Origin of the sequence: Paracandidimonas lactea (assembly GCF_021653995.1) — a bacterium.
Classification (GTDB): Bacteria; Pseudomonadota; Gammaproteobacteria; order Burkholderiales; family Burkholderiaceae_B; genus Allopusillimonas; species Allopusillimonas lactea.
This window is the reverse complement of the sequence record NZ_JAJJOZ010000001.1, coordinates 503,797-530,571: the sequence shown is the minus strand read 5'-3', so window position 1 is coordinate 530,571 and position 26,775 is coordinate 503,797. Positions and strand designations below refer to the sequence as shown.

General features: G+C 62.4%; 26 protein-coding genes. 23 read left to right on the top strand and 3 right to left on the bottom strand.

All coding sequences use genetic code 11. The features are described from left to right. The first annotated feature begins 32 nt into the window (after positions 1-32). The 12 genes from uppS (at position 33) to LOL23_RS02440 (ending at position 12,294) form a co-directional block, all read left to right on the top strand. Positions 33-797 (top strand): polyprenyl diphosphate synthase, encoded by a 765-nt coding sequence (uppS, locus tag LOL23_RS02495; RefSeq protein WP_160976613.1) that lies wholly within the window; start codon positions 33-35, stop codon positions 795-797. 16 nt (positions 798-813) lie between these two features. Then, a complete protein-coding gene (locus tag LOL23_RS02490) occupies positions 814-1,674 on the top strand; it encodes a phosphatidate cytidylyltransferase (RefSeq protein ID WP_237173107.1) in 861 nt (286 codons plus the stop codon). Between the two features lie 5 nt (positions 1,675-1,679). Further along, positions 1,680-2,885, top strand: coding sequence for a 1-deoxy-D-xylulose-5-phosphate reductoisomerase (locus tag LOL23_RS02485; protein ID WP_160976609.1), 1,206 nt, complete (start codon positions 1,680-1,682; stop codon positions 2,883-2,885). A gap of 36 nt (positions 2,886-2,921) precedes the next feature. Beyond that, complete coding sequence (gene rseP, locus LOL23_RS02480; RefSeq protein ID WP_160976607.1) at positions 2,922-4,253, top strand: RIP metalloprotease RseP; 1,332 nt, start codon at positions 2,922-2,924, stop codon at positions 4,251-4,253. 57 nt (positions 4,254-4,310) lie between these two features. After that, the gene (bamA, locus tag LOL23_RS02475; RefSeq protein WP_160976605.1) at positions 4,311-6,647 is read left to right on the top strand and encodes an outer membrane protein assembly factor BamA; all 2,337 of its coding nucleotides are present in this window, start codon (positions 4,311-4,313) and stop codon (positions 6,645-6,647) included. A gap of 128 nt (positions 6,648-6,775) precedes the next feature. Next, on the top strand, positions 6,776-7,267 hold the full coding sequence (locus LOL23_RS02470; protein ID WP_237173189.1) for an OmpH/Skp family outer membrane protein: 492 nt from the start codon (positions 6,776-6,778) through the stop codon (positions 7,265-7,267). A 6-nt stretch (positions 7,268-7,273) separates the two neighbouring features. Beyond that, a complete protein-coding gene (gene lpxD / locus LOL23_RS02465) occupies positions 7,274-8,362 on the top strand; it encodes a UDP-3-O-(3-hydroxymyristoyl)glucosamine N-acyltransferase (protein ID WP_160976601.1) in 1,089 nt (362 codons plus the stop codon). Between the two features lie 54 nt (positions 8,363-8,416). Beyond that, entirely contained in the window at positions 8,417-8,869 is a 453-nt protein-coding gene (gene fabZ, locus LOL23_RS02460) for a 3-hydroxyacyl-ACP dehydratase FabZ (protein WP_160976599.1), read from the top strand. Between the two features lie 2 nt (positions 8,870-8,871). Then, entirely contained in the window at positions 8,872-9,666 is a 795-nt protein-coding gene (gene lpxA / locus LOL23_RS02455) for an acyl-ACP--UDP-N-acetylglucosamine O-acyltransferase (RefSeq protein ID WP_160976597.1), read from the top strand. After that, positions 9,663-10,865, top strand: coding sequence for a lipid-A-disaccharide synthase (gene lpxB / locus LOL23_RS02450; RefSeq protein ID WP_237173106.1), 1,203 nt, complete (start codon positions 9,663-9,665; stop codon positions 10,863-10,865). The genes lpxA and lpxB overlap by 4 nt, the downstream gene beginning before the upstream one ends. Then, positions 10,858-11,496, top strand: a complete 639-nt coding sequence (gene rnhB, locus LOL23_RS02445) for a ribonuclease HII (RefSeq protein ID WP_237173105.1) — start codon at positions 10,858-10,860, stop codon at positions 11,494-11,496. Before lpxB ends, rnhB begins: the two co-directional genes overlap by 8 nt. Before the next feature lie 6 nt (positions 11,497-11,502). Next, positions 11,503-12,294 carry a TrmH family RNA methyltransferase gene (locus tag LOL23_RS02440; protein ID WP_160976594.1) on the top strand — a complete coding sequence of 264 codons (792 nt, stop codon included), beginning with the start codon at positions 11,503-11,505 and terminating at the stop codon, positions 12,292-12,294. Positions 12,295-12,307: 13 nt separating this feature from the next. Here LOL23_RS02440 and ppsR read toward each other — a convergent pair whose 3' ends face one another. Further along, positions 12,308-13,141, bottom strand: a complete 834-nt coding sequence (gene ppsR / locus LOL23_RS02435) for a posphoenolpyruvate synthetase regulatory kinase/phosphorylase PpsR (RefSeq protein WP_160976593.1) — start codon at positions 13,139-13,141, stop codon at positions 12,308-12,310. Between the two features lie 185 nt (positions 13,142-13,326). Here ppsR and ppsA point away from each other — a divergent pair, with 185 nt between their 5' ends. The 3 genes from ppsA (at position 13,327) to LOL23_RS02420 (ending at position 18,125) form a co-directional block, all read left to right on the top strand. Next, on the top strand, positions 13,327-15,696 hold the full coding sequence (ppsA, locus tag LOL23_RS02430; protein WP_160976592.1) for a phosphoenolpyruvate synthase: 2,370 nt from the start codon (positions 13,327-13,329) through the stop codon (positions 15,694-15,696). Between the two features lie 310 nt (positions 15,697-16,006). Beyond that, entirely contained in the window at positions 16,007-17,350 is a 1,344-nt protein-coding gene (locus LOL23_RS02425; protein WP_160976591.1) for an NAD(P)/FAD-dependent oxidoreductase, read from the top strand. 97 nt (positions 17,351-17,447) lie between these two features. After that, the gene (locus LOL23_RS02420) at positions 17,448-18,125 is read left to right on the top strand and encodes a methylated-DNA--[protein]-cysteine S-methyltransferase (protein WP_160976590.1); all 678 of its coding nucleotides are present in this window, start codon (positions 17,448-17,450) and stop codon (positions 18,123-18,125) included. A gap of 35 nt (positions 18,126-18,160) precedes the next feature. Here LOL23_RS02420 and smpB read toward each other — a convergent pair whose 3' ends face one another. Further along, positions 18,161-18,619, bottom strand: coding sequence for an SsrA-binding protein SmpB (smpB, locus tag LOL23_RS02415; RefSeq protein WP_160976589.1), 459 nt, complete (start codon positions 18,617-18,619; stop codon positions 18,161-18,163). A gap of 62 nt (positions 18,620-18,681) precedes the next feature. Between smpB and LOL23_RS02410 the strand changes: the two genes are divergently transcribed. The 5 genes from LOL23_RS02410 to mmsB all read left to right on the top strand — a co-directional run bounded on the left by LOL23_RS02410 (position 18,682) and on the right by mmsB (position 22,730). Further along, positions 18,682-19,116: a type II toxin-antitoxin system RatA family toxin gene (locus tag LOL23_RS02410; protein WP_160976587.1), complete on the top strand. Its 435-nt coding sequence runs from the start codon at positions 18,682-18,684 to the stop codon at positions 19,114-19,116. After that, positions 19,106-19,414 carry an RnfH family protein gene (locus LOL23_RS02405; protein ID WP_237173104.1) on the top strand — a complete coding sequence of 103 codons (309 nt, stop codon included), beginning with the start codon at positions 19,106-19,108 and terminating at the stop codon, positions 19,412-19,414. Before LOL23_RS02410 ends, LOL23_RS02405 begins: the two co-directional genes overlap by 11 nt. 90 nt (positions 19,415-19,504) lie before the next feature. After that, positions 19,505-20,659: an acyl-CoA dehydrogenase family protein gene (locus LOL23_RS02400; protein WP_160976583.1), complete on the top strand. Its 1,155-nt coding sequence runs from the start codon at positions 19,505-19,507 to the stop codon at positions 20,657-20,659. Further along, positions 20,656-21,792 (top strand): enoyl-CoA hydratase/isomerase family protein, encoded by a 1,137-nt coding sequence (locus LOL23_RS02395; RefSeq protein WP_160976581.1) that lies wholly within the window; start codon positions 20,656-20,658, stop codon positions 21,790-21,792. Before LOL23_RS02400 ends, LOL23_RS02395 begins: the two co-directional genes overlap by 4 nt. A gap of 53 nt (positions 21,793-21,845) precedes the next feature. Next, complete coding sequence (mmsB, locus tag LOL23_RS02390; RefSeq protein ID WP_160976579.1) at positions 21,846-22,730, top strand: 3-hydroxyisobutyrate dehydrogenase; 885 nt, start codon at positions 21,846-21,848, stop codon at positions 22,728-22,730. A gap of 137 nt (positions 22,731-22,867) precedes the next feature. Here the strand turns inward: mmsB and ygfZ are convergent, their stop codons facing one another. After that, positions 22,868-23,839, bottom strand: a complete 972-nt coding sequence (ygfZ, locus tag LOL23_RS02385; RefSeq protein ID WP_160976577.1) for a CAF17-like 4Fe-4S cluster assembly/insertion protein YgfZ — start codon at positions 23,837-23,839, stop codon at positions 22,868-22,870. 93 nt (positions 23,840-23,932) lie between these two features. Between ygfZ and mltG the strand changes: the two genes are divergently transcribed. From mltG to holB, 3 genes are read left to right on the top strand one after another with little or no spacing between them, the layout of a single operon-like run. Beyond that, on the top strand, positions 23,933-24,937 hold the full coding sequence (gene mltG, locus LOL23_RS02380) for an endolytic transglycosylase MltG (protein ID WP_160976575.1): 1,005 nt from the start codon (positions 23,933-23,935) through the stop codon (positions 24,935-24,937). A 4-nt stretch (positions 24,938-24,941) separates the two neighbouring features. Beyond that, positions 24,942-25,616: a dTMP kinase gene (tmk, locus tag LOL23_RS02375; protein WP_160976573.1), complete on the top strand. Its 675-nt coding sequence runs from the start codon at positions 24,942-24,944 to the stop codon at positions 25,614-25,616. Next, positions 25,613-26,683: a DNA polymerase III subunit delta' gene (gene holB, locus LOL23_RS02370; RefSeq protein ID WP_160976571.1), complete on the top strand. Its 1,071-nt coding sequence runs from the start codon at positions 25,613-25,615 to the stop codon at positions 26,681-26,683. The genes tmk and holB overlap by 4 nt, the downstream gene beginning before the upstream one ends. Positions 26,684-26,775: the final 92 nt, after the last annotated feature.

The window sequence follows — 26,775 nt, the reverse complement described above, 5'->3', positions numbered from 1 at the left end:
ATATACCGGGCGCTCCGCGCCCGGTCCCCTGAATGACAGTAAGTTCGTCGACACTCTCCATACCCGAATCCTCAGACGTTCCGCGCCACGTAGCTGTCATCATGGACGGCAACGGTCGCTGGGCCACCGAGCGCTTTCTGCCGCGCACTGCCGGTCATATGCGTGGGTTGCGCGCCGTGCGCCGAGCGGTCGAAACCTGCGGGCGGCGCGGCGTCAGATACCTGACCTTGTTCGCCTTCAGTTCCGAGAATTGGCGCCGGCCTGCCGAAGAAGTCTCCCTGCTCATGCGCCTGTTTATCCAGACGCTTGAAAAAGAAGTGGGGCGCCTCGAAGACCAGGGCGTCAGGTTGCGGGTCGTCGGCGATCTTTCCGCCTTCGAGCCCCGCTTGCGCGATCTGATTCGCGACGCCGAAGCACGCACCGCGCACAACGATATGCTGCACCTGTCGATCGCGGCCAATTACGGTGGCCGCTGGGACATCCTGCAAGCGATGCGCCGCATGCTGGCTGAAAACCCCGCGCTCGCCGCCCATCCAGAGGGCATCGACGAGTCTCAATTAGCCAGGCATCTGGCCATGTCTTTCGCTCCCGAACCCGATCTTTTTATTCGCACGGGCGGCGAGCAGCGCATTTCAAATTTCCTGGTCTGGCAGTTGGCCTACACCGAGCTTTATTTCACCGGCTGCTATTGGCCCGATTTCGGTGCCAAGGAGCTCGACGCCGCGTTTAAGTGGTACAAAGCCAGAGAGCGCCGCTTCGGGCGCACCAGCGCGCAGCTCGCTGCGCGGAACGAGTAGCCCAACAGGAGCGCTCATGCTCAGGCAGCGCGTCATTACCGCCGTCATTCTTCTGATCATTCTGCTGGCTGCACTGCTTGCGTCCAGCCCTTTGCCGCTGGTGCTGCTGTTGGCCTTGATCGCCGCCTGCGCGCTGTGGGAATGGCTGCGTCTCACGTCGCCGATCCCCGGGCCTGTTCTGCCCGCCGCAGTGGCACTGGCAATCGGCCTTGGGCTTGCGGTTGTAGCGCTACAATGGTTATCAGTGCCAGCCGCGCCCTGGACATGGTCGTTTTTCCTGATGATCAACCAGTGGCTGCTCCCTGCTGTCGCGCTGGCCTGGTTGGCGGGTGGTTCAGCTATGGTCGTGCGGGCCCGCACTGATCAGCGCCGGCACCCGCTATCGCTTAGCCTGTTCGCCGTCCTAGCCGCGCTGTCCGCCTGGGCGGCGTTGGTGCAACTATTCCGTGTATATGGTGCGTGGTATCTTGTATCGCTGCTCGCCACCATCTGGATCGCCGATATTGCTGCCTATTTCGTTGGCAAGGCCTGGGGCCGAAATAAGCTGGCGCCCCGCGTAAGCCCCGGCAAAACCATCGAAGGCGCGTTGGGCGGCATTGTGGGTGCAACCGCCTGGGTGATTGCCACCAGCTTCTGGCCCGGCAGCTTCGGGGCGGTGCTGGCGGGCCGTTGGCCCCTCTGGGCCGTGGTGCTGATTGCCATCTTCCTGGCCGCATTGTCGATTGTGGGTGACCTGTTCGAGTCGCTGCTCAAACGGCGGGCGGGGGTGAAAGATTCCAGCAACCTACTGCCCGGTCATGGCGGGGTCTATGATCGCATCGACGCTTTGCTTCCCGTGGCGCCCTTTGCGTTCCTGTTTTCAACGGGGCTATGGTAGCAGTCATGAATCATCAACAGGTTTGCGTGCTCGGATCCACAGGATCCATCGGCGACAGTACGCTGGACGTTATTGCCCGCCACCCGGACACGCATTCCGTGTATGCCCTGAGCGCCTATAGTCGTATGGACAAGCTCGCCGCGCAAGCCCAGGCCACCGGGGCGCGCGTGGTGGTGGTGCCTGACGAGTCCGCGCGCGCCCGTTTCGTGCATGCCTGGCCCGGGGGGCAGGCCTTGCCTGAGATCCGTGTCGGGGCGCAGGCGCTGGCCGATACCGCCGCTGATACCAACGTGACGACCGTCATGGCGGCCATCGTCGGCGCCGCGGGCCTGCCAGGCGCCATCGCCGCGGCCCAGGCTGGCAAACGCGTTCTGCTGGCGAACAAAGAGTCGCTGGTGGCCGCAGGCAGCCTGTTTATGCGCGCAGTGCGCGACAGCGGTGCCGAGCTTTTGCCCATCGACAGCGAACACAACGCTATTTTCCAATGTATGCCACGGCCGCAACAGCGCAGCCGCCCCGGCGTCGTGCCCGTACCAGGGGTGCGGCGCCTGATTCTCACCGCATCGGGCGGGCCGTTTCGCAATACGCCGCTTGAGCATCTTCAGCAGGTAACGCCCGAGCAGGCTTGTGCGCATCCCAACTGGAGCATGGGACGCAAGATTTCCGTCGATTCCGCGACCATGCTCAACAAAGGCCTAGAGGTAATAGAAGCCCATTGGCTTTTTTCCATGCCGGTGGATCGCATCCAGGTGCTCATCCATCCGCAAAGCACAGTGCATTCCATGGTCGAGTACGAAGATGGTTCGGTGCTGGCGCAATTGGGCCAACCCGACATGCGCACGCCTATTGCTTACGGCCTGGGGTTTCCCGAGCGCATAAACAGCGGGGTGGGGCTGTTCGACCTCGCCGCGCTGGGGCGGCTCGATTTCGAGCTTCCCGATCTCACGCGTTTTCCCTGCCTCAGACTGTCGTTCGATGCCCTGCGGGCCGGCCAAACCGCCTGCGTGGTACTCAACGCCGCCAACGAGGTAGCGGTAGACCGCTTCCTGCGGCGGCAAATTGGCTATACTCAGATACCCCGCATCATTGATGCTTGCCTGGATCGTGCAAGCGGCATGGCGCTGCACACCCCCGAAACGCTCGACGAAGTCCTGGCGCTCGACGCGCGCACCCGCGACATGGCGGCCGATTACTGTCTGTCCGCGGCCTGATGCCCGGGCAGTCGTCACTGCACCGATCACACCCACATGCTTTATACCCTTGTCGCCTTCGTCGTTGCCCTGGGCGTGCTGATCACCTTCCACGAACTGGGGCATTACTGGGTCGCGCGCCGCTGCGGTGTTCGCGTGCTGCGGTTTTCCGTCGGCTTCGGCAAGGTGATTGCGCGGCGCACCGACCGCCACGGCACCGAGTGGGCGCTGTCCGCCATCCCCTTGGGCGGCTACGTGAAAATGCTGGATGAGGCGGCCACCGATGCCGCGCCGGGTGCCAGCCAAGAAGCCTTCAACAGCAAAAGCCTAGCCCAGCGCAGCGCCATCGTGGCGGCGGGCCCCGCGGCCAATCTGCTGCTTGCCGCCATTCTCTATACTATGCTTAACCTGGCAGGCACCAGCGAACCCGCCGCCATACTGGGCAAGCCCGCGGCAAGCACGCCCGCCGCCCAGGCCGGCCTTATGGAGGGCGATCGCATCGAAAGTGTCAATGACCAGCCCGTGCGCTCATGGAGCGAGGCCCGCTGGCAACTGCTGGACGTCACCACATCGGGTGGCACAGCCGTCCTGAGGGTGGACCATGGCGGCCTGATGCGTGATCGCACAATACAGTTTCCCCCGAGCAACGTGGCGCCCGACGCGCCCGATCCTTTGCGCCAGGCGGGCTTGGTGCTCGCAGCACCGCGTCCCATGGTGGGCGAGGTGCTAGCGGGCGGTGCGGGCGAGGCTGCCGGGCTTCGGCAAGGTGACATCATCGTTGCGGCTGGCTCGCTGCAGCGGCCGTCGGCGGCAGCGCTGGTTGCCGAAATCCAGAAACATCCTGGCCAGCCACTGGCGCTTACTGTGCTGCGCGGCGGCACGCCCGTCACGGCAACGGTCACGCCCACACCCGAGGCGGGGTCCGGCGGTGCGCAGGTCGGCCGCATAGGTGTGCTGCTGACTGCGGATTTTCCGATGGTGACGGTGCGTTACGGCCTGTTCGACAGCATCGCGCGCGGGGTGTCCCGCACCGGTGAAACGGTGTGGTATTCGCTCAAGATGATGGGCCGGATGGTGATCGGGGACGTTTCGCTGCGCAACGTCAGCGGCCCGGTTACCATTGCAGATTACGCGGGCCAGACGGCACGAATCGGGCTTGCCGCTTACATAGGGTTTCTTGCACTCATCAGCGTCAGTATCGGCGTGTTAAATTTGTTGCCCATACCCATGCTGGATGGCGGCCACCTTTTGTATTACGCCATCGAAGCCATTCGCGGAAAACCACTTTCTGAAAAATGGCTCGAAAACGGGCAGCGTGTAGGGTTGGGCCTGCTCGCGGTGCTGATGAGTATTGCGTTTTTCAACGATTTTGTGCGCCTTTTCAGTTAGAACAAACATTTGTGCCGTACAATCTTCCACCATTTAGTCGCCAGAGGACCGCTCAGGATGTCGTTTAGCAGGAAACTCCCATTCGCCAAGCGCGGCTTTTCCGCATTGCTGGCGGCATTGCTCTTGCCGGGCATTGCCAGTGCGTTCAGCCCCTTCATCGTGCGCGACATCCAGGTCAACGGCATCCAGCGGGTTGACGCGGGTACCATTTTCAGCTATTTGCCTGTCAAGGTCGGCGAGCAGTTCACAGACGCCCAGGCCAGCGAGGCCATCCAGCGTCTGTACGCCACCGGTTTTTTCAGCGACGTCAAGATCAGCACCGACAACAACGTGCTGCTCGTTACGGTCCAGGAGCGTCCCACCATTGCCTCGGTCAGTTTCAACGGCATGCGTGAGTTCGACGCCAAGGCCATTACCGCTTCGCTGCGCCAGGTAGGCTTCGGGGAAGGGCGGGTGTTCGACCGTTCCATGCTTGAACGCGCCCGCTTCGAGATCGAGCAGCAGTATCTGTCCAAGGGCAAGTACGGTGTAGAGATCAATCCCATCATCACGCCGCTGCCACGCAATCGCGTGGGCATCAGCTTCGAGATCTTCGAAGGCGACCGCGCCCGCATTAAAGAAATTCATATCATCGGCAACAAGGCCTTCTCGGAAGGCACCCTGAAAGACCAGATGGAACTGACCACGTCGGGCATGATGACGTGGTACACAGGCACCGATAAGTATTCACGCGAGAAACTCGAAGGCGACATCGAACGCCTGCGCTCCTACTACCTGGATCGCGGCTATCTCGAGTATTCCGCGGAGCCGCCGCAGGTCACTATTTCACCCGACCGCCAGGATATCTTCATCACCTACACCATTCACGAAGGTGAGCCCTACAAGGTTCGCAGCGTGAAACTGGCCGGTGATCTCCTGGGCCTCGACGACAAGATCCAGCCGCTGGTCAAGGTCAAAGAAGGCCAAACCTTCTCGGCAGCCGAAACCAACGAAACCGCCAAGGCCATCACCGAATACCTCGGCACCCTGGGCTATGCGTTTGCCAACGTCAATCCCAATCCGGCAATGGATCGCGACGCCCACGAAACCGACCTTACCTTTTATGTCGATCCGGGTAGCCGCGTGTATGTACGCCGCATCCAGATCGGTGGCAATACCCGCACGCGCGACGAAGTCATCCGGCGCGAAATGCGTCAACAGGAAGCCGCCTGGTACGACGGCAGCGCCATCAAGACGTCGCGCGATCGTGTTGATCGCCTGGGCTATTTCAGCGAGGTCAACGTGGCCTCCGCGCCCGTTCCGGGCTCCACCGACCAGATCGACATCAATGTCAATGTCAAGGAAAAGCCAACCGGCCTGATCAACCTGGGCGTGGGTTATGGCTCCACCGACAAGCTGATTCTGTCGGCGGGCATCAGCCAAGACAACATCTTCGGCAGCGGCAACACGCTATCGCTCAACGTCAACACCAGCCAAACCAACCGCGCGCTGGTGGTGTCGCACACCAACCCTTACTGGACGCGCGACGGCATCAGCAAGACAACCTCGCTGTACTACCGCCGCACCACGCCGTACGACAACAGCTACGCCACCGGCGACTACCGGATCACGGCATATGGCGCCGGCCTGAACTTCGGCGTACCCATCTCCGAAACCGATCGCATTTTCGCGGGCGCCAAGTTCGAGCACAACCGCATCAGCGATTTCCGCGATTCGGCGCCGCAGGCATACCGTGATTTTGTTGACCAGTATGGTGAAGATACCAACGCCGTCATCTTCAACCTGGGCTGGTCCAAAGACACCCGCGACAGCGCGCTGGCGCCCACGCGCGGCAGCTACACGCGCCTGTCGGGCGACCTTTCCACGCTCAACCTGAAGTACTACATGCTCAGTGCGCAGCAGCAGTACTACCTGCCGCTTGGACGAGCATACACCTTGGCCTTCAACGGCCAAGTCGACTGGGGTCGCAGCTACGGCGACCGAGATTTCCCGATCATCAAAAACGTCTACGGCGGCGGCATTGGTTCGGTGCGCGGCTACGAGGGCGCCTCGCTGGGCGGCCGCGATATTCTCACCAACGACTACCTAGGCGGTTCGCGCCGCGTCGTAGGCAACATGCAGTTGTACCTGCCTTTCCCTGGCGCGTCGCGCGACCGTACGCTGCGTTGGTTCCTCTTCACCGATGCGGGCCGCGTCGATAACACCTCGGGCAGTTGCCCGCGCGGCATCGCCAATTCGGCCGAAGACCCTTGCGGCTGGAAGTATTCGGCGGGTATTGGCCTGTCATGGGAATCCCCGCTCGGTCCGCTGCAGCTGTCTTGGGGCCGCGCGCTCAACGCCAAGGAAGGCGATGACAAGCAGGCCTTCCAGTTCCAGATCGGCACCGGTTTCTGATGGCCGCCATTTAATGGCACAATAGCTTTTTTATCTCTGCACAATTGCAAGGTAGATTTTTCATGAAGTCTCAAATTTCTTACAAGCTTTCCGGTATCGCCAGCAGTCTGGCTCGTGGCCAGCGCGCAATGGTGCTCGCCGCCGCTCTGGGCTTGGGCGGGCTGGTTGCAGCCCCCATTGCCCAAGCGCAAGCCACCAAGATCGGCTTCGTGAGCACAGAACGCATCCTGCGCGACTCCAAGCCAGCCAAGGCCGCTCAATCCAAGATCGAAGCCGAATTCAAAAAACGCGACCAGGAACTGCAGAGCATGGCCACGCGCCTGCGCAGCGAGGCGCAGAAGCTCGACAAGGATGCACCCGTGCTGTCCGAGTCCGAGCGCGTCAAACGTCAGCGCCAGTTGGCCGACCTCGATTCCGACCTGCAGCGCAAGCGCCGCGAGTTCCAAGAGGACTTCAACCGCCGCCGCAACGAAGAGTTCTCCAATATCGTCGAAAAGGCTGACGCCGCCATCAAGCAAATTGCCGAGCAGCAAGGCTACGACCTGATCATCCAAGACGCCGTCACGGTCAGCCCACGCGTAGACATCACCGACCAGGTCATGAAGGCGCTGGGCGGTTGATCCATAATGCCGGTATTGCTCGCACCTGAACAGGCGCCGACCCTTCAGCAGTTGCTGGCTGACGCCAATACCGCAGGCCTGGACTGCAGGCTCCTTCCCCACGCCAACGAGTCCCAGCCCCGAATCCAGGGGCTGGGTTCGTTGCTGTCGGCGGGGCCGGCCGAAATCAGCTTTTTGTCCAATCCTCGCCTACATGAGCAGCTTCAAGGCTGCCGCGCCGCTGCGGTCATCCTGACGCCGGCCGACTACGAAGCCAACGTACAACCCGGCCACCCCTATCGGGTTGTACTGTGCAGCCAGCCCTACGTCATGTACGCCTTGCTTGCGCAATGGTTCGACAGCCACCGCTTGCGTAATCTGCCCAAGGGTATACACGCCACCGCGGTCATCGCAGACGGCGTCCAGTTGGGCGCAGGCGTCAGCATTGGCCCGCATTGTGTGGTCGAAGCAGGTGCGCGCATCGGCGACGGGGCGCGCCTGGGCCCAGGCTGCGTCATTGGCGCGGGCTCGATGCTGGGTCGCGATTGCCTGCTGCATGCACATGTCACGCTGTATCATGGGGTCCAGGTCGGTGACCGCGCGATTCTGCACTCAGGTGCAGTCCTCGGCGCCGATGGCTTCGGCTTCGCGCCCACACCGGGCGGGCAGGGCTGGACCAAGATCGCCCAGATCGGTGGCGTGGTGCTAGGCAATGATGTGGAAATCGGCGCCAACACCACGGTAGACCGTGGCGCCATCGAGAACACAGTGCTGGGCAACGGGGTAAAGCTCGACAACCAGATCATGATCGGCCACAACTGCCGGATCGGCGACCATACCGCCATGGCGGCATGCGTCGGCGTGGCCGGTTCCACTACCATTGGGCAGCGCTGTACCATAGGCGGCGCAGCCATGCTGTCAGGTCACCTAGTGCTGGGCGACGACGTCCACGTATCGGGGGGCACGGCTATCACGGCCAGTATCAGCCAGCCGGGCCGCTATACCGGCGTCTATCCATTTGCCGAGCATCGCGCATGGCAGCACAACGCTGCCGTCATCGGGCAACTGGCACAGCTACGCCGCCGTATCAGAACGGCCGAGAAGAACAATCCGTAATCAACTTTATACAGGAAGCGCCGTGCTGGCCGCGGTGTACAGGCAGGAATAAGAATGGAACTCGACGTCAGACAAATCATGGACCGGCTGCCGCATCGCTACCCGATGCTGCTGGTGGACCGCGTGCTCGAGATGGAACCGGGTAAGCGCATCGTCGCGATCAAGAATGTCAGTATGAACGAGCCATTCTTCACGGGCCATTTCCCGCATCACCCGGTCATGCCCGGCGTGCTCATCATCGAAGCGCTCGCACAGGCCGCCGCCCTGTTTTCGTTTGAAGACGATACAGACGTCAACCCCGCCGACAAGAAAATCGCTTATTACCTTGTCGGCGTGGATGGCGCACGCTTTCGCCGGCCGGTGGTGCCGGGCGACCAACTGCGCCTCGAAGTCACGGCCGACCGCATCAGCCGCTCAATCTGCAAGTATTCCGCGCAGGCGACGGTAGACGGGCAGGTGGCCGCCGAAGCCAAGATCATGTGCGCCATCCGCGTACTGGAAGACTGATCATGCCAGATCGTATTCACCCCACAGCCATCGTGGCGCCCGGGGCGAAGCTGGCCGGCGATGTTACCGTGGGCGCCTATAGCGTAATCGGTGAGCACGTGGTGATCGGCTCAGGCTCAGTCGTGGGCCCACATTGCGTCATAGACGGGCACACCACCATAGGCGCAGGTAACACCTTCTACCGTTTCTGCTCCATAGGCGGTATTCCGCAAGACAAAAAATACGGTGGTGAGCCTACTTCGCTGGAGATCGGCGACGGCAATACTGTACGTGAATTCGTCACCATCAACACCGGTACGGCGCAGGATATTGGCGTTACCCGCCTGGGCGACGATAACTGGATCATGGCCTATGTGCATGTTGCGCACGATTGCCAGGTCGGCAGCCACACTATCATTGCCAACAGCGTGCAGTTGGCCGGCCACATTCATGTGGGCGACTGGGCCATCCTGGGCGGCCTGTCGGCTGTGCACCAATTCGTGCGCATCGGCGCGCATGCCATGATAGGCGGCACCAGTTCGGTGCGCCAGGATATCCCGCCTTATCTCATCGGTGCGGGTGATCCCTTCCGCCCGGTCGGGATCAACTCCGAAGGCCTGAGCCGGCGCGGCTATTCGCCCGAGGCCGTGGCGGCACTCAAAGAAGCGTATAAGCTGTTGTACCGCCGTAATCTCAAAGCCGAGGAAGCGGCCGCGCAAATGGCCGATATCGCCGCTCAACGCCCGGAAACCGCCGCAGCGCTTCAGACCATGATCGACTTCCTCAATGCCTCATCCCGGGGCATTGTGCGGCCATGAGCCCGCGCGTAGGCATGGTGGCGGGCGAGCCTTCGGGCGATCTACTTGCCGCCAAGGTCATCGAAGGAATCCACGGACAGCAGGCCGACAGCCGGTGCGAGGGCATAGGCGGGCCAGCCATGCGGCGCGCCGGTTTCGATACTTGGCACCCCATGGATGCGCTCACTGTCTTTGGCTATGTCGATGCATTCAAGCGCCTGCCTGGCCTGCTGCGCACGTACGGAGACGTCAAGAAGCGCTGGCTGACGGCGCGGCCCGATGTCTTTGTCGGCATCGATGCGCCCGACTTCAACCTGCGCCTGGAGCATCAGCTCAAGCAAGCGGGTGTGCCTACCGTGCATTTCGTGGGCCCGTCGATTTGGGCCTGGCGTTATGAGCGCATCCATAAAATTCGTGCGGCCGTGTCGCACATGCTGGTGTTGTTTCCCTTCGAAGAAGAGATTTACCGCAAGGAAGGCGTTCCGGTCACTTATGTTGGGCATCCGCTGGCAGGCGTCATCCCCATGCAGCCGGACCGTGCCGCCGCGCGCCGCTATCTGGGGGTGAGCGACAGCGCACGCGTACTGGCTGTGCTGCCTGGCAGCCGGTCATCCGAAATCCGGCTGCTGGCACCGCGCTTTCTCGCCGCCGCGCAGATACTTTCCAGGCAGGATCCCGACCTGGAATTCCTGGTGCCTATGGTCAATGCCCGGCGGCGGGCCGAGTTTGAGGCTATTCTTGCGCGCCATCCGGTGCCGCGCTGCCGCATCATCGACCACTCCAGCCAGGCGCCGGAGGCTTCCGATACCACGCGCGACGCGCAACCACCGGCCTGGAACGTTATGGAAGCAGCCGACGCGGTGCTGGCGGCCAGTGGCACGGCCACCTTGGAAGCAAGCCTTTTCAAGCGGCCCATCGTTATCTCCTATGTACTCTCGCCCATGATGAAGCGCATTATGGAATGGAAATCCGGCCAGTCGCGGCCCTACGTGCCATGGGTCGGGCTGCCCAATGTGCTGGCGCAGGATTTCGTGGTGCCCGAGCTGCTCCAGGACGATGCCACCCCTGAGGCCCTGGCCGAGGCGTCCTGGAAGGCACTGACCGACACACCCTATGCCGCGCAGGTCGCCGAACGCTTTCGCCAGATTCACGAATCCCTGCTGCGCGACACGCCGGCGCTGGCTGCCCGCGCCATTCTCAATGAGGCGGGCCGTGCCTAAGGCGCTTGCCCAGCCCGACCTGTTCGCGGTAGCCGATGCCGCCCGCGTATTGCATGTGGCAGGTATCGATGAGGCGGGCAGAGGTCCGCTGGCCGGGCCGGTGTTTGCTGCCGCGGTCGTCCTCGATCCCGCCCGCCGCATCCGCGGCCTGGACGACTCCAAAAAGCTGAGCGCCGAACGGCGCGAGGAACTGGCGCATAACATCCGCGAGCGGGCGCTGGCCTGGTGCGTGGCCAGCGCCACGGTCGAAGAGATCGACACGCTCAATATTCTTCAAGCAACCATGCTGGCGATGCGGCGCGCCTGCGAGGGCCTGGCGCTGGTGCCCGATAAAGCGCTCATCGATGGCAACAGCCTGCCGCGCGGTCTGGCTTGCATAGCCGAGCCGGTGATCGGTGGCGATGCTACGATCAAGGCTATTTCCGCCGCGTCTATCCTGGCCAAGACGGCGCGCGATGCCGATTGCTTGGCGTTGCATGGCCTATATCCTCAGTATGGCTTCGACCAGCACAAAGGGTATGGTACGGCCTTGCACCTCGAGCGCCTGGCCCTGCATGGCCCGTGTGTGGCGCACCGACGCAGCTTTCGTCCCGTGCGTGATCTGCTCGACGCGCAACCCGCCGTCCGCTAAGGCCTCATGAAATTCATCAGCTCCCGCGACAACGCGGTCTACAAGCAATTACTGCGCATTGCCGCCAGCCGTCATCGCGCTGGCGAAGCCCCGCAGGCCATGTTGGAAGGTATTCATCTGTGCGAGGCCTGGCTGCAGCATCAAGGTATGCCCGTCAGGGCGGTCTTCGACGCGCAGCGGCTCGAGCGTGACGAGCAACTGCAAGCCCTGGCGGAGGCGATCGACCCAGCGCTGTGCCTATCCTGCGATGAGCGCCTGGCGCGGGGGTTGTCGCAGGTGGAACATGGGCAGGGCGTGTATTTTGTTGTTTCGCCGCCAGCACCTGCCGTGCCCGCGCACATCGACCATTTGTGCCTTTGGCTGGACCGCATACAAGATCCCGGCAATGTGGGCACGCTGCTGCGCACCGCTGCAGCAGCTGGCATTGCCGATGTCTATGTGTCCGCCGGCACGGCGGCGGTATGGTCGCCCAAGGTGCTGCGCAGCGCCCAGGGCGCGCACTTCGCGCTGCGCATTCGCGAACATGTGGATCTGCTTGCTGCCTGCGAGCACCTGCGCGTGCCGCTGCTGGCCACAGCGCTGGAGGGTGGCGTGTCGCTTTACGAAGCCAGCCTGCCTGCGCATTGCGCCTGGGTGCTGGGCAATGAAGGGCAGGGCGTCGATGCGCGCCTGCTGGCGCGTGCCGATAAGCGCGTATTCGTGCCCCAGGCGCCTGGGGTGGAGTCGCTGAATGTAGCGGTGGCGGCGGGCATATGCCTGTTCGAGCAGCGCCGGCGCCTGCTTGCGGGCACGGTGTAAGCGCCTGCGGGGCTCAATACGAGCGGCGCGGCAGATCGATTTCGTCCAGCACCTTGGTGGAGATTTCTTCGATGGAGCGGGTGGTGGTGGACAACCAAGGGATGTTTTCCATGCGCATCAGGCGCTCGGCCTCGGCCACCTCGAAGCGGCACTGTTTGAGTGATGCGTACTGGCTCTTGGGGCGGCGTTCGTTGCGCACCTCGGCCAAGCGTTCGGGCTGGATGGACAGGCCGAACAGCTTTTTACGGTAGGGCAGCAAGGTGGCCGGCAGCGAACCGCGGTCGAAGTCTTCGGGGATGAGCGGGAAGTTGGCGGCCTTGACGGCATACTGCATGGCGAGATACAGGCTGGTGGGTGTTTTTCCGCAGCGCGACACGCCCACCAGGATAACATCGGCTTGTTCCAGCCCATGCACAAACTGCCCGTCGTCGTGGGCAAGGCTGAAGTTGATGGCTTCGATGCGGTTGGTGTACTGCTTGCTGAGCCCGCCCATATGCGAGCGCCCGACGGAATGGTTGGACTTCACGCCCAAGGCATTTTCGATGTGGTGCACGAAGGTGCCGAACAGATCGAGAAAGATACAGTCTGTTGCGCGGATTTTTTCGGCGCTTTCAGGGTTGACCAGCGTGCTGAACACCAGCGGGCGCGAATTTTGCGCAGCGGCGCAGCGGTTGATGCGCTGCGCCACGCTATCGGCTTTGTCAGGGCTGTCGATGAAAGGAATGCGGATCGTATCGAAGCGCACCTGTTCGAATTGGGACAGAACAGAGTTGCTGAATGTTTCAGCGGTAATGCCGGTACTGTCGGAGATGACGAATACAGTACGTTCGATGATGTTTTCAGACATGGAAAGAAAGGCAAGCGCAGGGGCTGCCAGAAACGGTACAATCGCGAAAGATTAACAGTCACCGTACCAGCAGGCAAGGCTGGTTTGCCTAGCGCGTTAGGGTTGCGGCCCGATGCGTGCAAAAGCGCCACAGTGTGGCGGCGCGCTAAGCAAACACGCTTTCTTATATTGTCAAAGGTGACTTCATGTCTTATGTAGTGTCTTTCGAGCAGCTCCGCATGACGGACGTCGACTCGGTTGGAGGTAAAAACGCATCACTTGGTGAAATGATCAGTCAGTTGGCCGGTGCCGGCGTCCGGGTTCCGGGCGGTTTCGCCACCACGGCCGATGCCTTTCGTGAATTCCTGAGCGGCACAGGGCTAGACCAGCGCATCGCCCAGCGCCTCGAAAGCCTTGATTCGGACGACGTGCGTGAACTTGCGTCTGCCGGGGCCGAGATTCGCCAGTGGATCATCGACACACCGCTGCCTGCCGAACTCGAGCAGGCTATTCGTGATGCATTCTCCAAGCTCGATGCCGACGGCAAGGGCAGCTTCGCCGTGCGCTCCTCCGCCACCGCCGAAGACCTTCCCGACGCATCCTTCGCGGGCCAGCAGGAAACCTTCCTGAATGTCGTCGGCATTGACGACGTGCTGGACAAGATCAAGCATGTATTTGCGTCGCTTTACAACGATCGCGCCATTTCGTATCGCGTGCACAAGGGGTATGCGCACGCCGATGTCGCCCTGTCGGCCGGCATCCAGCGCATGGTGCGTTCCGACGTCGGTAGCGCCGGCGTGATGTTCACGCTCGACACCGAATCAGGCTTCAATGATGTGGTGTTCATCACCTCATCCTACGGCTTGGGCGAAACCGTGGTGCAGGGCGCCGTCAACCCGGACGAGTTCTATGTCTTCAAACCCACGCTGGCTTCGGGCCACTATCCCATCATCAGCCGTCGCATCGGCTCCAAGCTCCTCAAAATGGAGTTCGATGCCGAGCGCGCGTCCGGCCACGCGGTGCGCACCGTCGATGTACCGGTGTCCGAACGCAACCGCTATTCGCTGACGGACGAAGAAGTCATCGAACTGGCACGCTACGCCGTCATCATCGAAAAGCACTACCAGCGCCCAATGGATATCGAATGGGGCCGCGACGGCATTGACGGCAAGCTGTACATTTTGCAGGCTCGCCCCGAAACCGTGAAATCCCAGGCTGGCCACAACGATGTACAAGAGCGCTACCGCCTCAAGGCCACCGGCGACGTGCTGATAACCGGCCGCGCCATCGGCCAGAAAATCGGCTCGGGCCGTGTGCGTATCGTGGGCGATGTTTCCGAGATGGATCAGGTCAAGGCGGGCGATATCCTCGTCACTGACATGACCGACCCGAACTGGGAACCCGTCATGAAGCTGGCTTCGGCCATCGTCACCAACCGCGGCGGTCGTACGTGCCATGCCGCCATTATTGCCCGTGAACTCGGCATCCCTGCCGTGGTCGGCTGCGGCAACGCCACCGATGTGCTCGACAATGGCCGCGAGGTCACCGTTTCCTGCGCCGAAGGCGACGAGGGCCGCATCTACGATGGCCTGATCGAAACCGAAATCGAGGAAGTGCGCTGGGGTGAAATGCCCGAGATCGGCGTCAAGATCATGATGAACGTCGGCAACCCGCAACTGGCCTTCGACTTCTCGCAGATCCCCAACAAGGGTGTGGGCCTGGCCCGTCTCGAGTTCATCATCAACAACAACATCAACGTGCACCCCAAGGCAGTGCTCGACTATCCCAATGTGGATAGCGAGCTGAAGCTGGCGGTCGAGTCGGCTGCCCGCGGCTACGCTAGCCCGCGCGCCTTCTTCGTCGAAAAGCTTGCCGAAGGCGTGGCCACGCTGGCCGCCGCCTTTTATCCCAAGCCTGTCATTGTGCGCCTGTCCGATTTCAAGTCCAACGAATACCGCAAGCTGGTGGGCGGCTCGCGCTACGAACCCGAAGAAGAGAACCCCATGCTGGGTTTCCGCGGCGCCTCACGCTATGTCTCGGAAGAGTTCGAAGAATGTTTCCGCATGGAATGCGAAGCGCTCAAGAAGGTGCGCGACGACATGGGGCTAACCAACGTCGAGATCATGGTACCGTTCGTGCGCACCACGTCGCAGGCCAAACGCGTGGTCGAATTATTGGCCCGCAACGGCCTGGCCCGCGGCGATAATGGCCTGCGCGTCATCATGATGTGCGAAGTCCCGTCCAACGCTATCCTGGCCGAACAATTCCTCGAGTACTTCGACGGCTTCTCCATTGGCTCTAACGACATGACCCAACTCACCCTGGGCCTGGATCGTGATTCCGGCATGGAGCTGCTGGCAGCGGATTTCGACGAACGCGACGAAGCAGTGCAGTTCATGCTGCGCCGGGCCATCCAGGCCTGCTTGAAGGCCGGCAAGTACGTGGGCATCTGCGGCCAGGGCCCCAGCGACCATCCCGACCTGGCCAAGTGGCTCAAAGATGAAGGCATTCTGTCCATGTCGCTGAACCCGGACACGGTGGTCGACACCTGGCAGCGCCTGGCGCGCGAGGGCTGACCAGCGCAGCATCTGGCAGCGGCAGCGCCTCACGCGAGGCGCTGATCGCAGTCGATCTGTCGTCGCTGCCGAGAGGGGCCCGGAATGAACTGCACCCAAAGGTTGGATCACTGTCCAACTTTTGGGTGCAGTTCATTCAGCGGGCCTTTTTTTTCTGGTCGGCGCTGATGTGGCGCACGGGTATGGGCCGCAACGGCCTCAGGCAGCACAAGGGAACGGACAGCACAAGGGAACGGGCCATAGCGGTTAAGCCTGCACCCTGGTGTATCATGTGCTGGCCAAAAACCATCATCGGGATAAGGTAATCAGCATGAGCCATGGCAAGCACAAGGTGGTCATTGTCGGTGGCGGCGCAGGCGGCCTTGAACTTGCGGCACGGCTTGGCCGCGCTTTCGGCCCTGGCCAGATCACACTCATCGACAAGGCTGACAGCCACATCTGGAAACCTTCGTTGCACGAGGTGGCCGCGGGCACGCTCGACATCCATCGCGAAGACCTTTCCTACTCAATGCTTGCGCGCGATTGCGGTTTTACCTTTCTGCATGGCGAACTCGACGGCCTGGATCGCAACACACGCCAATTGAGCCTCGCGGCAGTATGCGGCCCCGACGGGCTGGAGATCTTTCCCGCTCGCACGGTGCCCTACGATACGCTGGTGATGGCTGTGGGCAGCAAGGCTAATTTCTTCGGCACGCCCGGTGCAGCCGAGTATGCCATCGCGCTCGATGAAACCGCGCAGGCTGAGCGGTTTCGCCAGCAGTTGCTGCACGAATTGGTGCTGCGCAACCACCGCAAGGCGGCACAAGTGGCGGGGGGCTACCGGCCCGCGTCGGTCCGTGGCGGCGACACCCGTCTCAATATCGCCATTGTGGGCGGCGGCGCCACCGGCGTCGAGCTTTCGGCCGAACTGCTCGAAGCCTGTGCCGGCCTTGTCTATTACGGCCTGACCGAACTCGACCCCGCCCGCGACGTGCATATTACCCTGCTCGAAGGGGCCGAGCGCATCCTTAGCGCGCTGCCGCCCAAGCTTTCCGCCACCGCCGCACGGCTGCTGGAAGAGCGGGGCGTCAAGGTGCTGACGTCGGTCAGGGTTGCCGCCGTCGAGCCCGACTGCCTGATCGACAGCGCCGGCCAGCGCTATCCGGCCGATCTATGCGTCTGGGCAGCGGGCATCGAGGCTCCCGCCTTTCTGGCGAGGCTTGGCCTGGAAACCAATCGCGTGCACCAGCTCGTGGTCGATGGACGGCTGCGCACGGCCGATGCCAATATTTTCGCCATTGGCGATTGCGCACAGGCGCCCTGGAAAGGGGAGGGCCGCGCCCTGCCCGCGCGGGCGCAGGTTGCGCACCAACAGGCCTCCTTCCTGCGCAAAATCATCCGGGCGCGTATCCAGGGCGAGTCTGAACCGCCGGGTGAATTCGCGTTTCGCGATTATGGCTCGCTGGTATCGGTGGGCCATACGCGTGGGGTTGGCAGCCTGATGGGGGTGTTGTCAGGCAAAAGCTGGTTTGTCGAAGGGCTGCTGGCGCGGCTTATGTACATGAGCCTGCACCTCATGCACCATGCTGCGGTGCTGGGGCTGCTGCGCACCACCTCGCTGGCCCTGGGCCGTTTGTTGCTTAAGCGAGGCGCCCCGCGCGTGAAACTGCATTGAGCAGATAGAGGGGCATAATCCCGCCATGGTCAACCAGGCCCGCACGCAAGCCTCGCACATGCCTACCGCTTACGCCGTATCGCGTGCCATATCTGACATGAACACTTATTTCGCGCACTTTCACACACCCTTGGGCACTATGCTGCTGCGCGCCCACCACCGAGCGCTCACCGGTCTTTATTTCACCGACCAGCCCGATTGCCCGGCAGGCGCACGCGTGCCGGCCGCAAGCCCGCCCAGACCGATGGACGGCGAACTGGGCGGTCGTCCCATACGCGGGCTGCGCGCACGGCGCCAGGGCTCGGCGCACGATGCGCAGACGGATCTTTTCGAGGCCAGCCCCGCACCGAAGGCGGCCTCCGACAACGAAGCAGCCCACTGTTCCGCACTGGTGTTGGCCGACGCGCATACTCCGGCTGGCGCGCGCGCTGTGTTTGCGCTGGCCCACACCGAGCTGCTGGCGTACTTTGCGGGAGAGCTGCGAACATTCTCGGTGCCCTTGGCCTTCGAAGGCACCGCCTTCCAACTGCGCGTATGGCGCGCGCTGCAAGGCATCCCATATGGCGAGTATGTCTCGTACGGAGATGTGGCGTTGGCGGCGGGCATGAGCCGCCAGCACGGGCGGCCCGTAGGCATGGCGGTAGGGCAGAACCCGATTTCCATTATTGTCCCGTGCCACCGTGTGCTGGCCGGGTCGGGGCGGCTGAATGGCTACACCGGCGGGCTGGATCGCAAAGTGGGGCTGCTTCAGATAGAAGGGTTTGAGGTGTATTGATGCGCCGTTGACGTTGCGCACACGGGCCGATACCGTTAACCCTTGTTGCGTGTGTCGTGTTTCATGACCCGCTCTTTTTCCCGCTGCCAGTCTTTGTCGCGCGCCACGTCGCGCTTGTCGTGCAGTTTCTTGCCGCGGCCCAGACCGAAATCGAGCTTGATCCGGCCGTTCTTGTAATGCAGATTGAGCGGTACCAGTGTGTAGCCGCGCTGCTCCACCTTGCCGATAAGCTTGCTGATTTCCTCTGCCTTGAGCAACAGCTTGCGTGTGCGCGTGGCGTTGGGGTGGATATGGGTGGATGCCGTAGGCAGCGGGCTGATATGCATGCCTATCACCCATATTTCGCCATCGCGCACGATGACGTAGCTTTCATTGAGCTGCACATGGCCGGCCCGGATCGCCTTTACTTCCCAGCCCTCAAGCACGAGCCCTGCCTCGAAGCGATCTTCGATGAAGTATTCGTGTGTGGCTTTGCGATTCTCAACAATACTCATGGATATGGCCAATATGACTGCAGACTGTAAAATCGGTACATTCTATCTATTAACACGGCTCGATGCATAAAATACAACGCTCAATTCTGGTTCCTTACAGTTGCGAACAGATGTTTCGCCTGGTCGAGGGCGTGGAGAAATACCCTGAGTTCATGCCGTGGTGCGGCGGCGCGCAGGTGCTGCGACGCGACGAGCAGGGCATGGAGGCATCGATTACGATCAGTATCGCGGGCATCCGGCAAACTTTCACTACGCGTAATACCCACGATTTTCCCGGTAAGATCACGATCGATTTGGTCAATGGGCCATTTTCGCACCTGCTGGGCACGTGGGAATTTCTCGCCTTGTCGGACGACGCCTGTAAAGTGGTCTACACCATGGAATACAAATTCTCCAGCCGAGCCCTCGAGGCTGTGGTGGGGCCGGTATTCAACCGCATTGCCACCAGTTTCGTCGACTCTTTCACGCAAAGGGCCCAAGCGTTGTATGGCGAATGACATCGTCCATATACAGGTCATGTATGCAGCTGGTCCTACGTCCATCTGGACGGCGTCGCTCACCCTGCCAATGGGTGCGTGCGTAAGCGACGCCATCGAAGCCAGCGGCGTTTTGTCGCAGTTTCCCGCATTGCATGAAGCCCCGCTGCAGGCCGGTATTTATGGGCAGGCCTGCACGCTTAGCCGCATGCTGGTCGACGGCGACCGGGTCGAACTCTATCGCCCGCTGAACTTCGATCCGATGGAATCCCGGCGCCGGCGAGCACTCCACAAGCAGAATCGATTGTCGCGCACATGACAAAAAAACAGGCCGATCGGCGCTATGGTTAGGCAACTATAATCAGGCTGCGCGTACGACCTCGCGCGGCAAGGCAAGGAGACATAGACGATGGATTTGCGCCTTAGCGACGAACAACAGGCCTTTGCGCAGGCAGCGCGCGACTTTGCAACGGGCGAATTGGCACCCAATGCCGCCCGCTGGGATGCCGAAGGCATTTTTCCGCGCACAAGCTTCGCGCGTGCCGGTGAACTCGGCTTCTGCGCCATCTATGCACCCGAAACCATAGGCGGCCTGGGCCTGCCCAGGCTCGATGCCACGCTGGTATTCGAGGAAATGGCCGCAGTCGACCCCTCCACCACCGCCTTTATCACGATTCACAACATGGCCACCTGGATGGTGGGCAACTGGGCGAGCCCTGCCGTACGCGATGCGTGGGGCCCTTTGCTTGCCAGCGGCGAAAAGCTTGCTTCATATTGCCTCACCGAGCCGGGTTCGGGCTCGGATGCCGCGTCGCTCGTCACGCGCGCCGAAAAACGCGGCCATGCCTATGTGATCAATGGCGCCAAGGCCTTTATTTCGGGCGGCGGCGACACCGATGTACTGGTGGTCATGGCGCGCACAGGAGGGGGCGGCGCTGGCGGGGTTTCAGCGTTGGTAGTGCCGGCAGACCTGCCCGGGATCACATACGGACGCAAAGAAGACAAAATGGGTTGGAACAGCCAATCCACCCGCTCCATTACGTTCGAAAACGTGGAAGTGCCTGCGGAAAACCTGCTGGGTGCCGAAGGCGAGGGCTTCAAGTTTGCGATGAAGGGGCTGGATGGCGGGCGTGTGAATATCGCCACCTGCTCTGTGGGTGCCGCACAGGGCGCTTACGATGCCGCGCGGCGCTACATGGCGGAGCGCAGGCAGTTCGGCCAGCCACTGTCCGCGTTCCAGGCCCTGCAATTCAAACTGGCCGACATGCTGACGCATATCGTCGCGTCGCGCCAGATGGTGCGTCTGGCCGCCGCCAAGCTTGATGACGGCGACCCGCAGGCCAGCACCTACTGCGCCATGGCCAAGCGCCTGGCCACCGATCTATGCTTCCAGGCTTGCCTGGATGCGCAGCAGATTCACGGTGGCTATGGCTATCTGAAAGACTACCCGCTCGAACGCTTGGTACGCGACACGCGCGTGCACCAGATTCTCGAGGGCACCAATGAAATCATGCGGGTCATCGTGGCCCGGCAAATACTTGAAAAAGGAGCAGACATCCGATGAACGCCCCCGTGCTTTTCCGCGAACTCGACACCGCCAGCGGTAAAAAGATTGGTGTGGCCACGCTGAATTCGCCCAAAAGCCTGAACAGCCTGACGCTTGAGATGTGCCGTATGCTGGCGCAGCGGCTGGCGCAATGGCAGGACGACGACAGCATCGCCATGGTGGTGCTTGATGCGGAGGGTGGCAAGGCATTTTGTGCCGGCGGCGACCTCACCGGGATGTATCAGGGCATGCTGGACAACACCGACAAAGACCCTTGGAACAATGTGCACGCGCGCGAGTTCTTCGATGTCGAGTATCGGTTGGATTACCAGATTCATACCTATCTCAAGCCACTGCTCTGCTGGGGCAGCGGCATTGTCATGGGCGGCGGCGTGGGGCTCATGATGGGCGCGAGCCATCGGGTGGTCAGTGAAACGACGCGTTTCGCCATGCCCGAGATTTCAATCGGCCTGTTTCCCGATGTGGGCGGCACCTGGATGCTGGCGCGCCTGCCTGGCGGCATCGGCACCTTTCTTGCACTGACCGCAGCGCAGATCGGCGCAGCCGACTGCCTGCGCCTGGGTTTGGCTGACTACATGATAGACACCGCCCGCTGGGGCGCAGTCATGGAGCAACTGCCGACGCTGCCCTGGACGGGCGAAGCCGCGCAGGACCATGCGCTGCTGCGTCAGGCGCTGCTGTCGTTCAAGCCGCCTAAAGCACTGCCGCCGGGGCCCCTTGATACACACTTTGCGCGTATTCGCGAAGCCTGCGACAGCGCGGACTTTGAAGCAGTATGCGCCAATATCGCTGGCTTTGAGGCTGAAGCCGATCCCTGGCTCCAGCGCGCCGCCAAAACCTTCAAGGCAGGTTCGCCGGGCTCGGCCAGGCTCAGCTTCACATTGCTGCAGCGCGTGCGCCTGATGTCGCTGGCCGATGTTTTCCGCGAAGAGTACATCGTCAGCCTGCAGTGCGGCGTGCAGGGCGATTTGCAGGAAGGCATACGCGCGCTCATCATCGACAAAGACAAAACCCCCAGATGGAACCCGGCAACGCCTGCCGAGGCTACCGCGCAATGGGTGCAGCGTTTCTTCCAGGCCCCGTGGCCTGCCAGCATGCCGCACCCGCTGCGCGATCTGGGGCGCGGCTGACGACACGGCAACCATAAACACACGCACAACAATATTTCTGACAGGAGACAAGCATGAGTCGTATTGCATTCATCGGCCTGGGCCATATGGGCGCGCCCATGGCCCAGAATCTGCTCAAGGCAGGGCACACGCTGTCGGTGTTCGATCTGGTGCCTGCGGCCGTCAAGCTGCTGGTGGACAGCGGCGCCGCCTCGGCCGCGTCGGCCGCCGAGGCTGTAAAGGGGGCTGAAGTCGTCGTTACTATGTTGCCGGCCAGCCAGCACGTCGAAGGCCTGTACCTGGGCGATTCGGGGCTGGTCAATGATATTGCACCCGGCACACTGGTGCTTGAATGCAGCACCATTGCACCAGAGTCAGCGCGCAAGGTGAGTGCGGCTGCCCATGCAAAAGGTATACGCATGATTGATGCGCCTGTATCGGGCGGCACGGGTGGCGCCGTTGCAGGCACGCTTACCTTTATCGTGGGTGGCACCGCGGCCGACTTGGATGCGGCCAGGCCGTACCTGCAAAGCATGGGCAAGAACATCTTCCATGCCGGCGAGGCCGGCGCGGGCCAGGTGGCCAAGATCTGCAATAACATGCTGCTGGGCATCCTGATGGCTGGCACGGCCGAAGCGCTCGCCCTGGGTGCCGCCAACGGCCTGGATCCCAAAGTGCTGTCGGATATCATCGCCAAGAGTTCCGGCCGCAACTGGGCTACCGAGCTTTACAACCCCTGGCCAGGGGTAATGGAAAACGTGCCCGCAGCCAACAACTATAAGGGCGGTTTTGGCGTGGACCTGATGCTCAAAGACCTGGGTCTGGCCGCCGAATCGGCGCTGCATGCGCGGGCTACGATACCGCTGGGCGAACTGGCGCGCAATTTGTACTCGCTGCACAGCGCCAAAGGTAGCGGCGGGCTGGATTTTTCCAGCATCCTGACGCTGTATCGCAAGTAGAAGGCCGCTGGCGTCATACGACCCGAGCGCCTTTCAGGAAGGCCGAACGGAGCTTTTGCATGGGGCTCCGTTCTACCCTTGGCTGCTGCGGCCGAAGCAGCTAGCCAGGCAGCCGCGCATAGGGGCTGCTGCCCAGTTCACCCCTCGGCGGTAATGCTGTAGGGCAGCGTCACCAACTGAATGGCCGGGCCATCCGCAGCGCCCAGCCTGTACTGGGCGTCGTCCAGATCCGACAGCTGTACCTCCATCAGCAGGTGCAGCGTATCGTCGGCGCGGGCGGCGTTGATGATGCGCCCAGCGGGAGAGTCAGGCTGCCGGGCGTCGAAGGTATCGACGCCCGGAAGGGCGCTCGGGTCAGCGCCTGATGCGTCGTTTGCCACGCCATACGCCATACGCCGCTTGACCGTACCACGGTAATGGGCGCGCGCCACCACTTCCTGCCCTGGGTAGCAGCCTTTGGTGAAGTTGACGCCGCCGATGAGGTCGAAATTCAAGGTCTGCGGGATGAAAAGATCTTGTGTGGCGGCCTGGATCCAAGGCAGGCCAGCCGCAATATCCGCCGCCTGCCATTGCGCATGCATGCCGGCGGCGGGCTCGGCAGCTTCGCCGGGTGCGCCGTTGTGTTCTTGCGTTATCACCCACCAGCGCACCGCACTGTTACCTGCCGTGGGCGCGCAAATATATGTAGCCCCTTCCGACTGCGCCACCGACCAGGCGTTGGGCTGGGCAGGCAGGCCGGCGGGCTGCTGAGCGGTGGGTGCCACGGTAAGGCCGGAGACCCGTAAGCGGGTGACCTGCAGCTTTGCCTTGGCGCGCAGAATGAACATGGCGATGCGTTTCGTCAGCGCCGCAGCAATGTCTGACTTGACCAGCGCATAGGCCACGGGGTCATCTTCGCCCTGTGCGGCAACCGGCGCCTTCCAGATCACCAACGAGCCCAGCAGCCGCCCTTTGGGTGTGCAATAGCCGGCCAGGCGGGCCTGGCCGCCGGGCAAACCCTGGATATCTTGAGTGAGCTGGCCATGCAGGAAAGCAATGGCTTCAGAGCCAGTAGCCTGCACCACTGCGATGTCGGGCAGGGGTAGAAGGGAGGCGGGGGAATTATTCATGATCGCGTTGGTCTGTAACGGCTGCGCGGCGCTCTGCCGAATGGGCGGCGACGGATGCGCCGGGCGGCGAGCTTGGGCTAAACTGGAGGGCTGATGAAAAAACTTACCCTGATCATACTCTATGCGCTGCTGGCGCTGACGTTGGCCGGTGTCATTGCGGCTGGCGGGGCTTGGTATTGGTCCGCGCGGCCGGTCGAAATGGCGCAGCCGCGCGTCGACTACCTCGTCGAATCGGGCAGCAGCCCGCGGGCCATTGCACGCCACCTCAATGCCGCGGGCATCCAGGTCAACGAAGATGGTTTCGTGGCCCTAGCGCGTCTGACCGGCCTGGACAAACGTCTGCAGGCCGGTGCATACGAAGCGGTGCGGGGCGATACGCCGATGTTGCTGCTGGAACGCATGGCCAGCGGCGACATGACACAAACCCGACTCACCCTGGTCGAGGGATGGACGTACCGGCGCATGCGCGAGGCCCTGGCGCAAAGCGGAGACGTGCGCCAGACACTCGACGGCGTGAGTGACGAGGCGCTGCTTGCTCGCCTGGGTGCCAAGGCTTCGAGCCCCGAAGGCCTGTTCTACCCGGATACCTATGTATACACGCCGGGCACTTCCGATTTTGACATCCTGCGCCGGGCATATCATGCCCAGCAGCAGATGCTGGCAGCGCTCTGGCAAGGCCGCGACGCCGACTTGCCGCTCGATTCGCCTTATGATGCGCTGGTGCTGGCCTCTATCGTCGAGAAAGAAACCGGCCACAATGGCGATCGCGGCAGGGTGGCGGGTGTGTTTATCAATCGCCTGCGCATTGGCATGCCTCTGCAAACAGACCCAACCGTCATCTACGGCATGGGCGAGGCCTACCAAGGTCGTATACGCAAGAAAGATCTCACCACCGATACGCCATGGAATACCTACACGCGCGCAGGGCTGCCTCCCACGCCGATTGCCGCACCGGGCAAGGCTGCGCTGCTGGCCGTGCTGCATCCTGACAAGCACGACTATCTGTATTTCGTTTCGCGCGGCGACGGCAGCAGTGAGTTTTCCAGCAACCTGGCCTCGCACAACCGTGCGGTCGCCAAATATATCCTGAGGCGCTAGCAACATGCCCAAACAGCGGGGATGCTTCATCACACTCGAAGGGGTGGACGGCGCGGGCAAGAGCACCCACGTCCAGTGGATGGTCGATCACCTGCGTGCACACGGCCTGACCGTGGTCTGCAGCCGTGAACCGGGCGGCACCGAACTGGGCGAGCGCCTGCGCGAACTGCTGCTGTCCTGCGAGATGACGGCCCGCACCGAGGCCATGCTAATGTTCGCCTCACGCTGCGAGCATGTGCGCAGCGTGATCGCGCCCGCGCTTGATCGGGGCGCCTGGGTAGTGTGCGATCGCTTCACCGATGCCAGTTACGCCTATCAGGGGGGTGGTCGTGAATTGGGCTACGAAGCCGTGCGGGCCCTCGATACCTGGGCATTGGGGGGCTTCGGGCCTGACCGCACCTGGTTGTTCGACGTCCCGCTTGAAGTCGCGCGAGCCAGGCTCGCCGACGCGCGCGAGCCAGACCGCTTCGAAAGGGAAGGGGCTGCGTTTTTTTCCCGTACTCGGCAGGCATACCATGAATTAGCCCGGCGCGAGCCCAATCGACTGTGTGTCATCGACAGCACGCAGCCCATTGCCGCGATACGAGCGCTGCTTGCCAGCCAACTGGACGCTCTGGTGCGCGGTTGGTCTGGCGCGCCCACACCTGCGGGCGATATCCCCGCCCAGGGGCAGGCATGAGCGAGAACCCCGTCGGCCTGCCTGGTTTTCTGCCCTGGCAGCACGATACGGCGCAGCACTGGCTGGGGCACCGTGAGCGCTTCGCACATGCCTGGCTGATTCACGGCCTGCCCGGCATAGGCAAGACACAATTCGCCCTGGCCGCGGCCGCCAGTCTGTTGTGCGAACAGCCCACCTACGGGCTGGCCTGCGGCCATTGCGCCGCCTGCCTGTGGGTAGCCCACGGCAATCATCCCGATTTGCGCCGCATTCGTCCGGACGCGGTGGCACTCGAAGAGGGCGAGCCTGGTGAAGACGAGGGTGCTGGCACGGCGGCCAAAAAGGCCCCATCGCGCGATATACGCATCGATCAATTGCGCGCACTGGGTGATTGGTTCAACACCGCCACGCATCGGGGCGGCTGGCGGGTGGCCGTGCTGTACCCAGCCCATGCCATGAACACCATCACCGCCAACGCCTTGCTCAAGGTGCTTGAAGAGCCACCCGCACATACAGTTTTTCTAATGGTGGCCGACGCACCCGATCGGTTATTGCCCACCTTGGTGTCGCGCTGCCGACGCCTGCCGCTGCCCATGCCCAGCCATGCCAACGCCGTACAATGGCTGGCTGGAGAGGGTGTCGCGCAGCCTGAGCAATGGTTGGCAGCGGCAGGCGGGGCGCCGCTGCGAGCCAGATCCATGGCACAATCAGGTGATACACCGTGCCCGCACTGGCTGGTGGAGTTCTCCACCTTGTTGGCCCGTGGGCAGGCACCTGAAATCGGCGGCTGCGCCGATCAGGTCGAAAAGCTTGCACCCGAAGCCTGGATCGACGCTTTGCAACGCTTGTTTGTCGATCTGTTGCTGGCACGCGCCGGTGCCGCCGCGCGTTATTATCCCGCGCTGCAATCCCAGGTTTCGGCCATTGCCGCCCGCGCGGCGCCGGCCGCCCTGGGCGATACCGCCAAATGGCTGGCGCAGCAGCGCGGTATTGCGGGGCATCCGCTTAATGCCAAACTGTTTGTGCACAGCGCCCTTCAGCGAGTTGCACTGGCTTGTGCGCCGGCAGCGGGCGCTCAACGGCCGTGAGCCTGATCCGGCGCACAGTCCTGCCAAGGCGTGCGCGGCCCGGTGTGGTCAGGCCGGTTCATTGGGAAGCCTCGGCGAACACCACGCTCGAT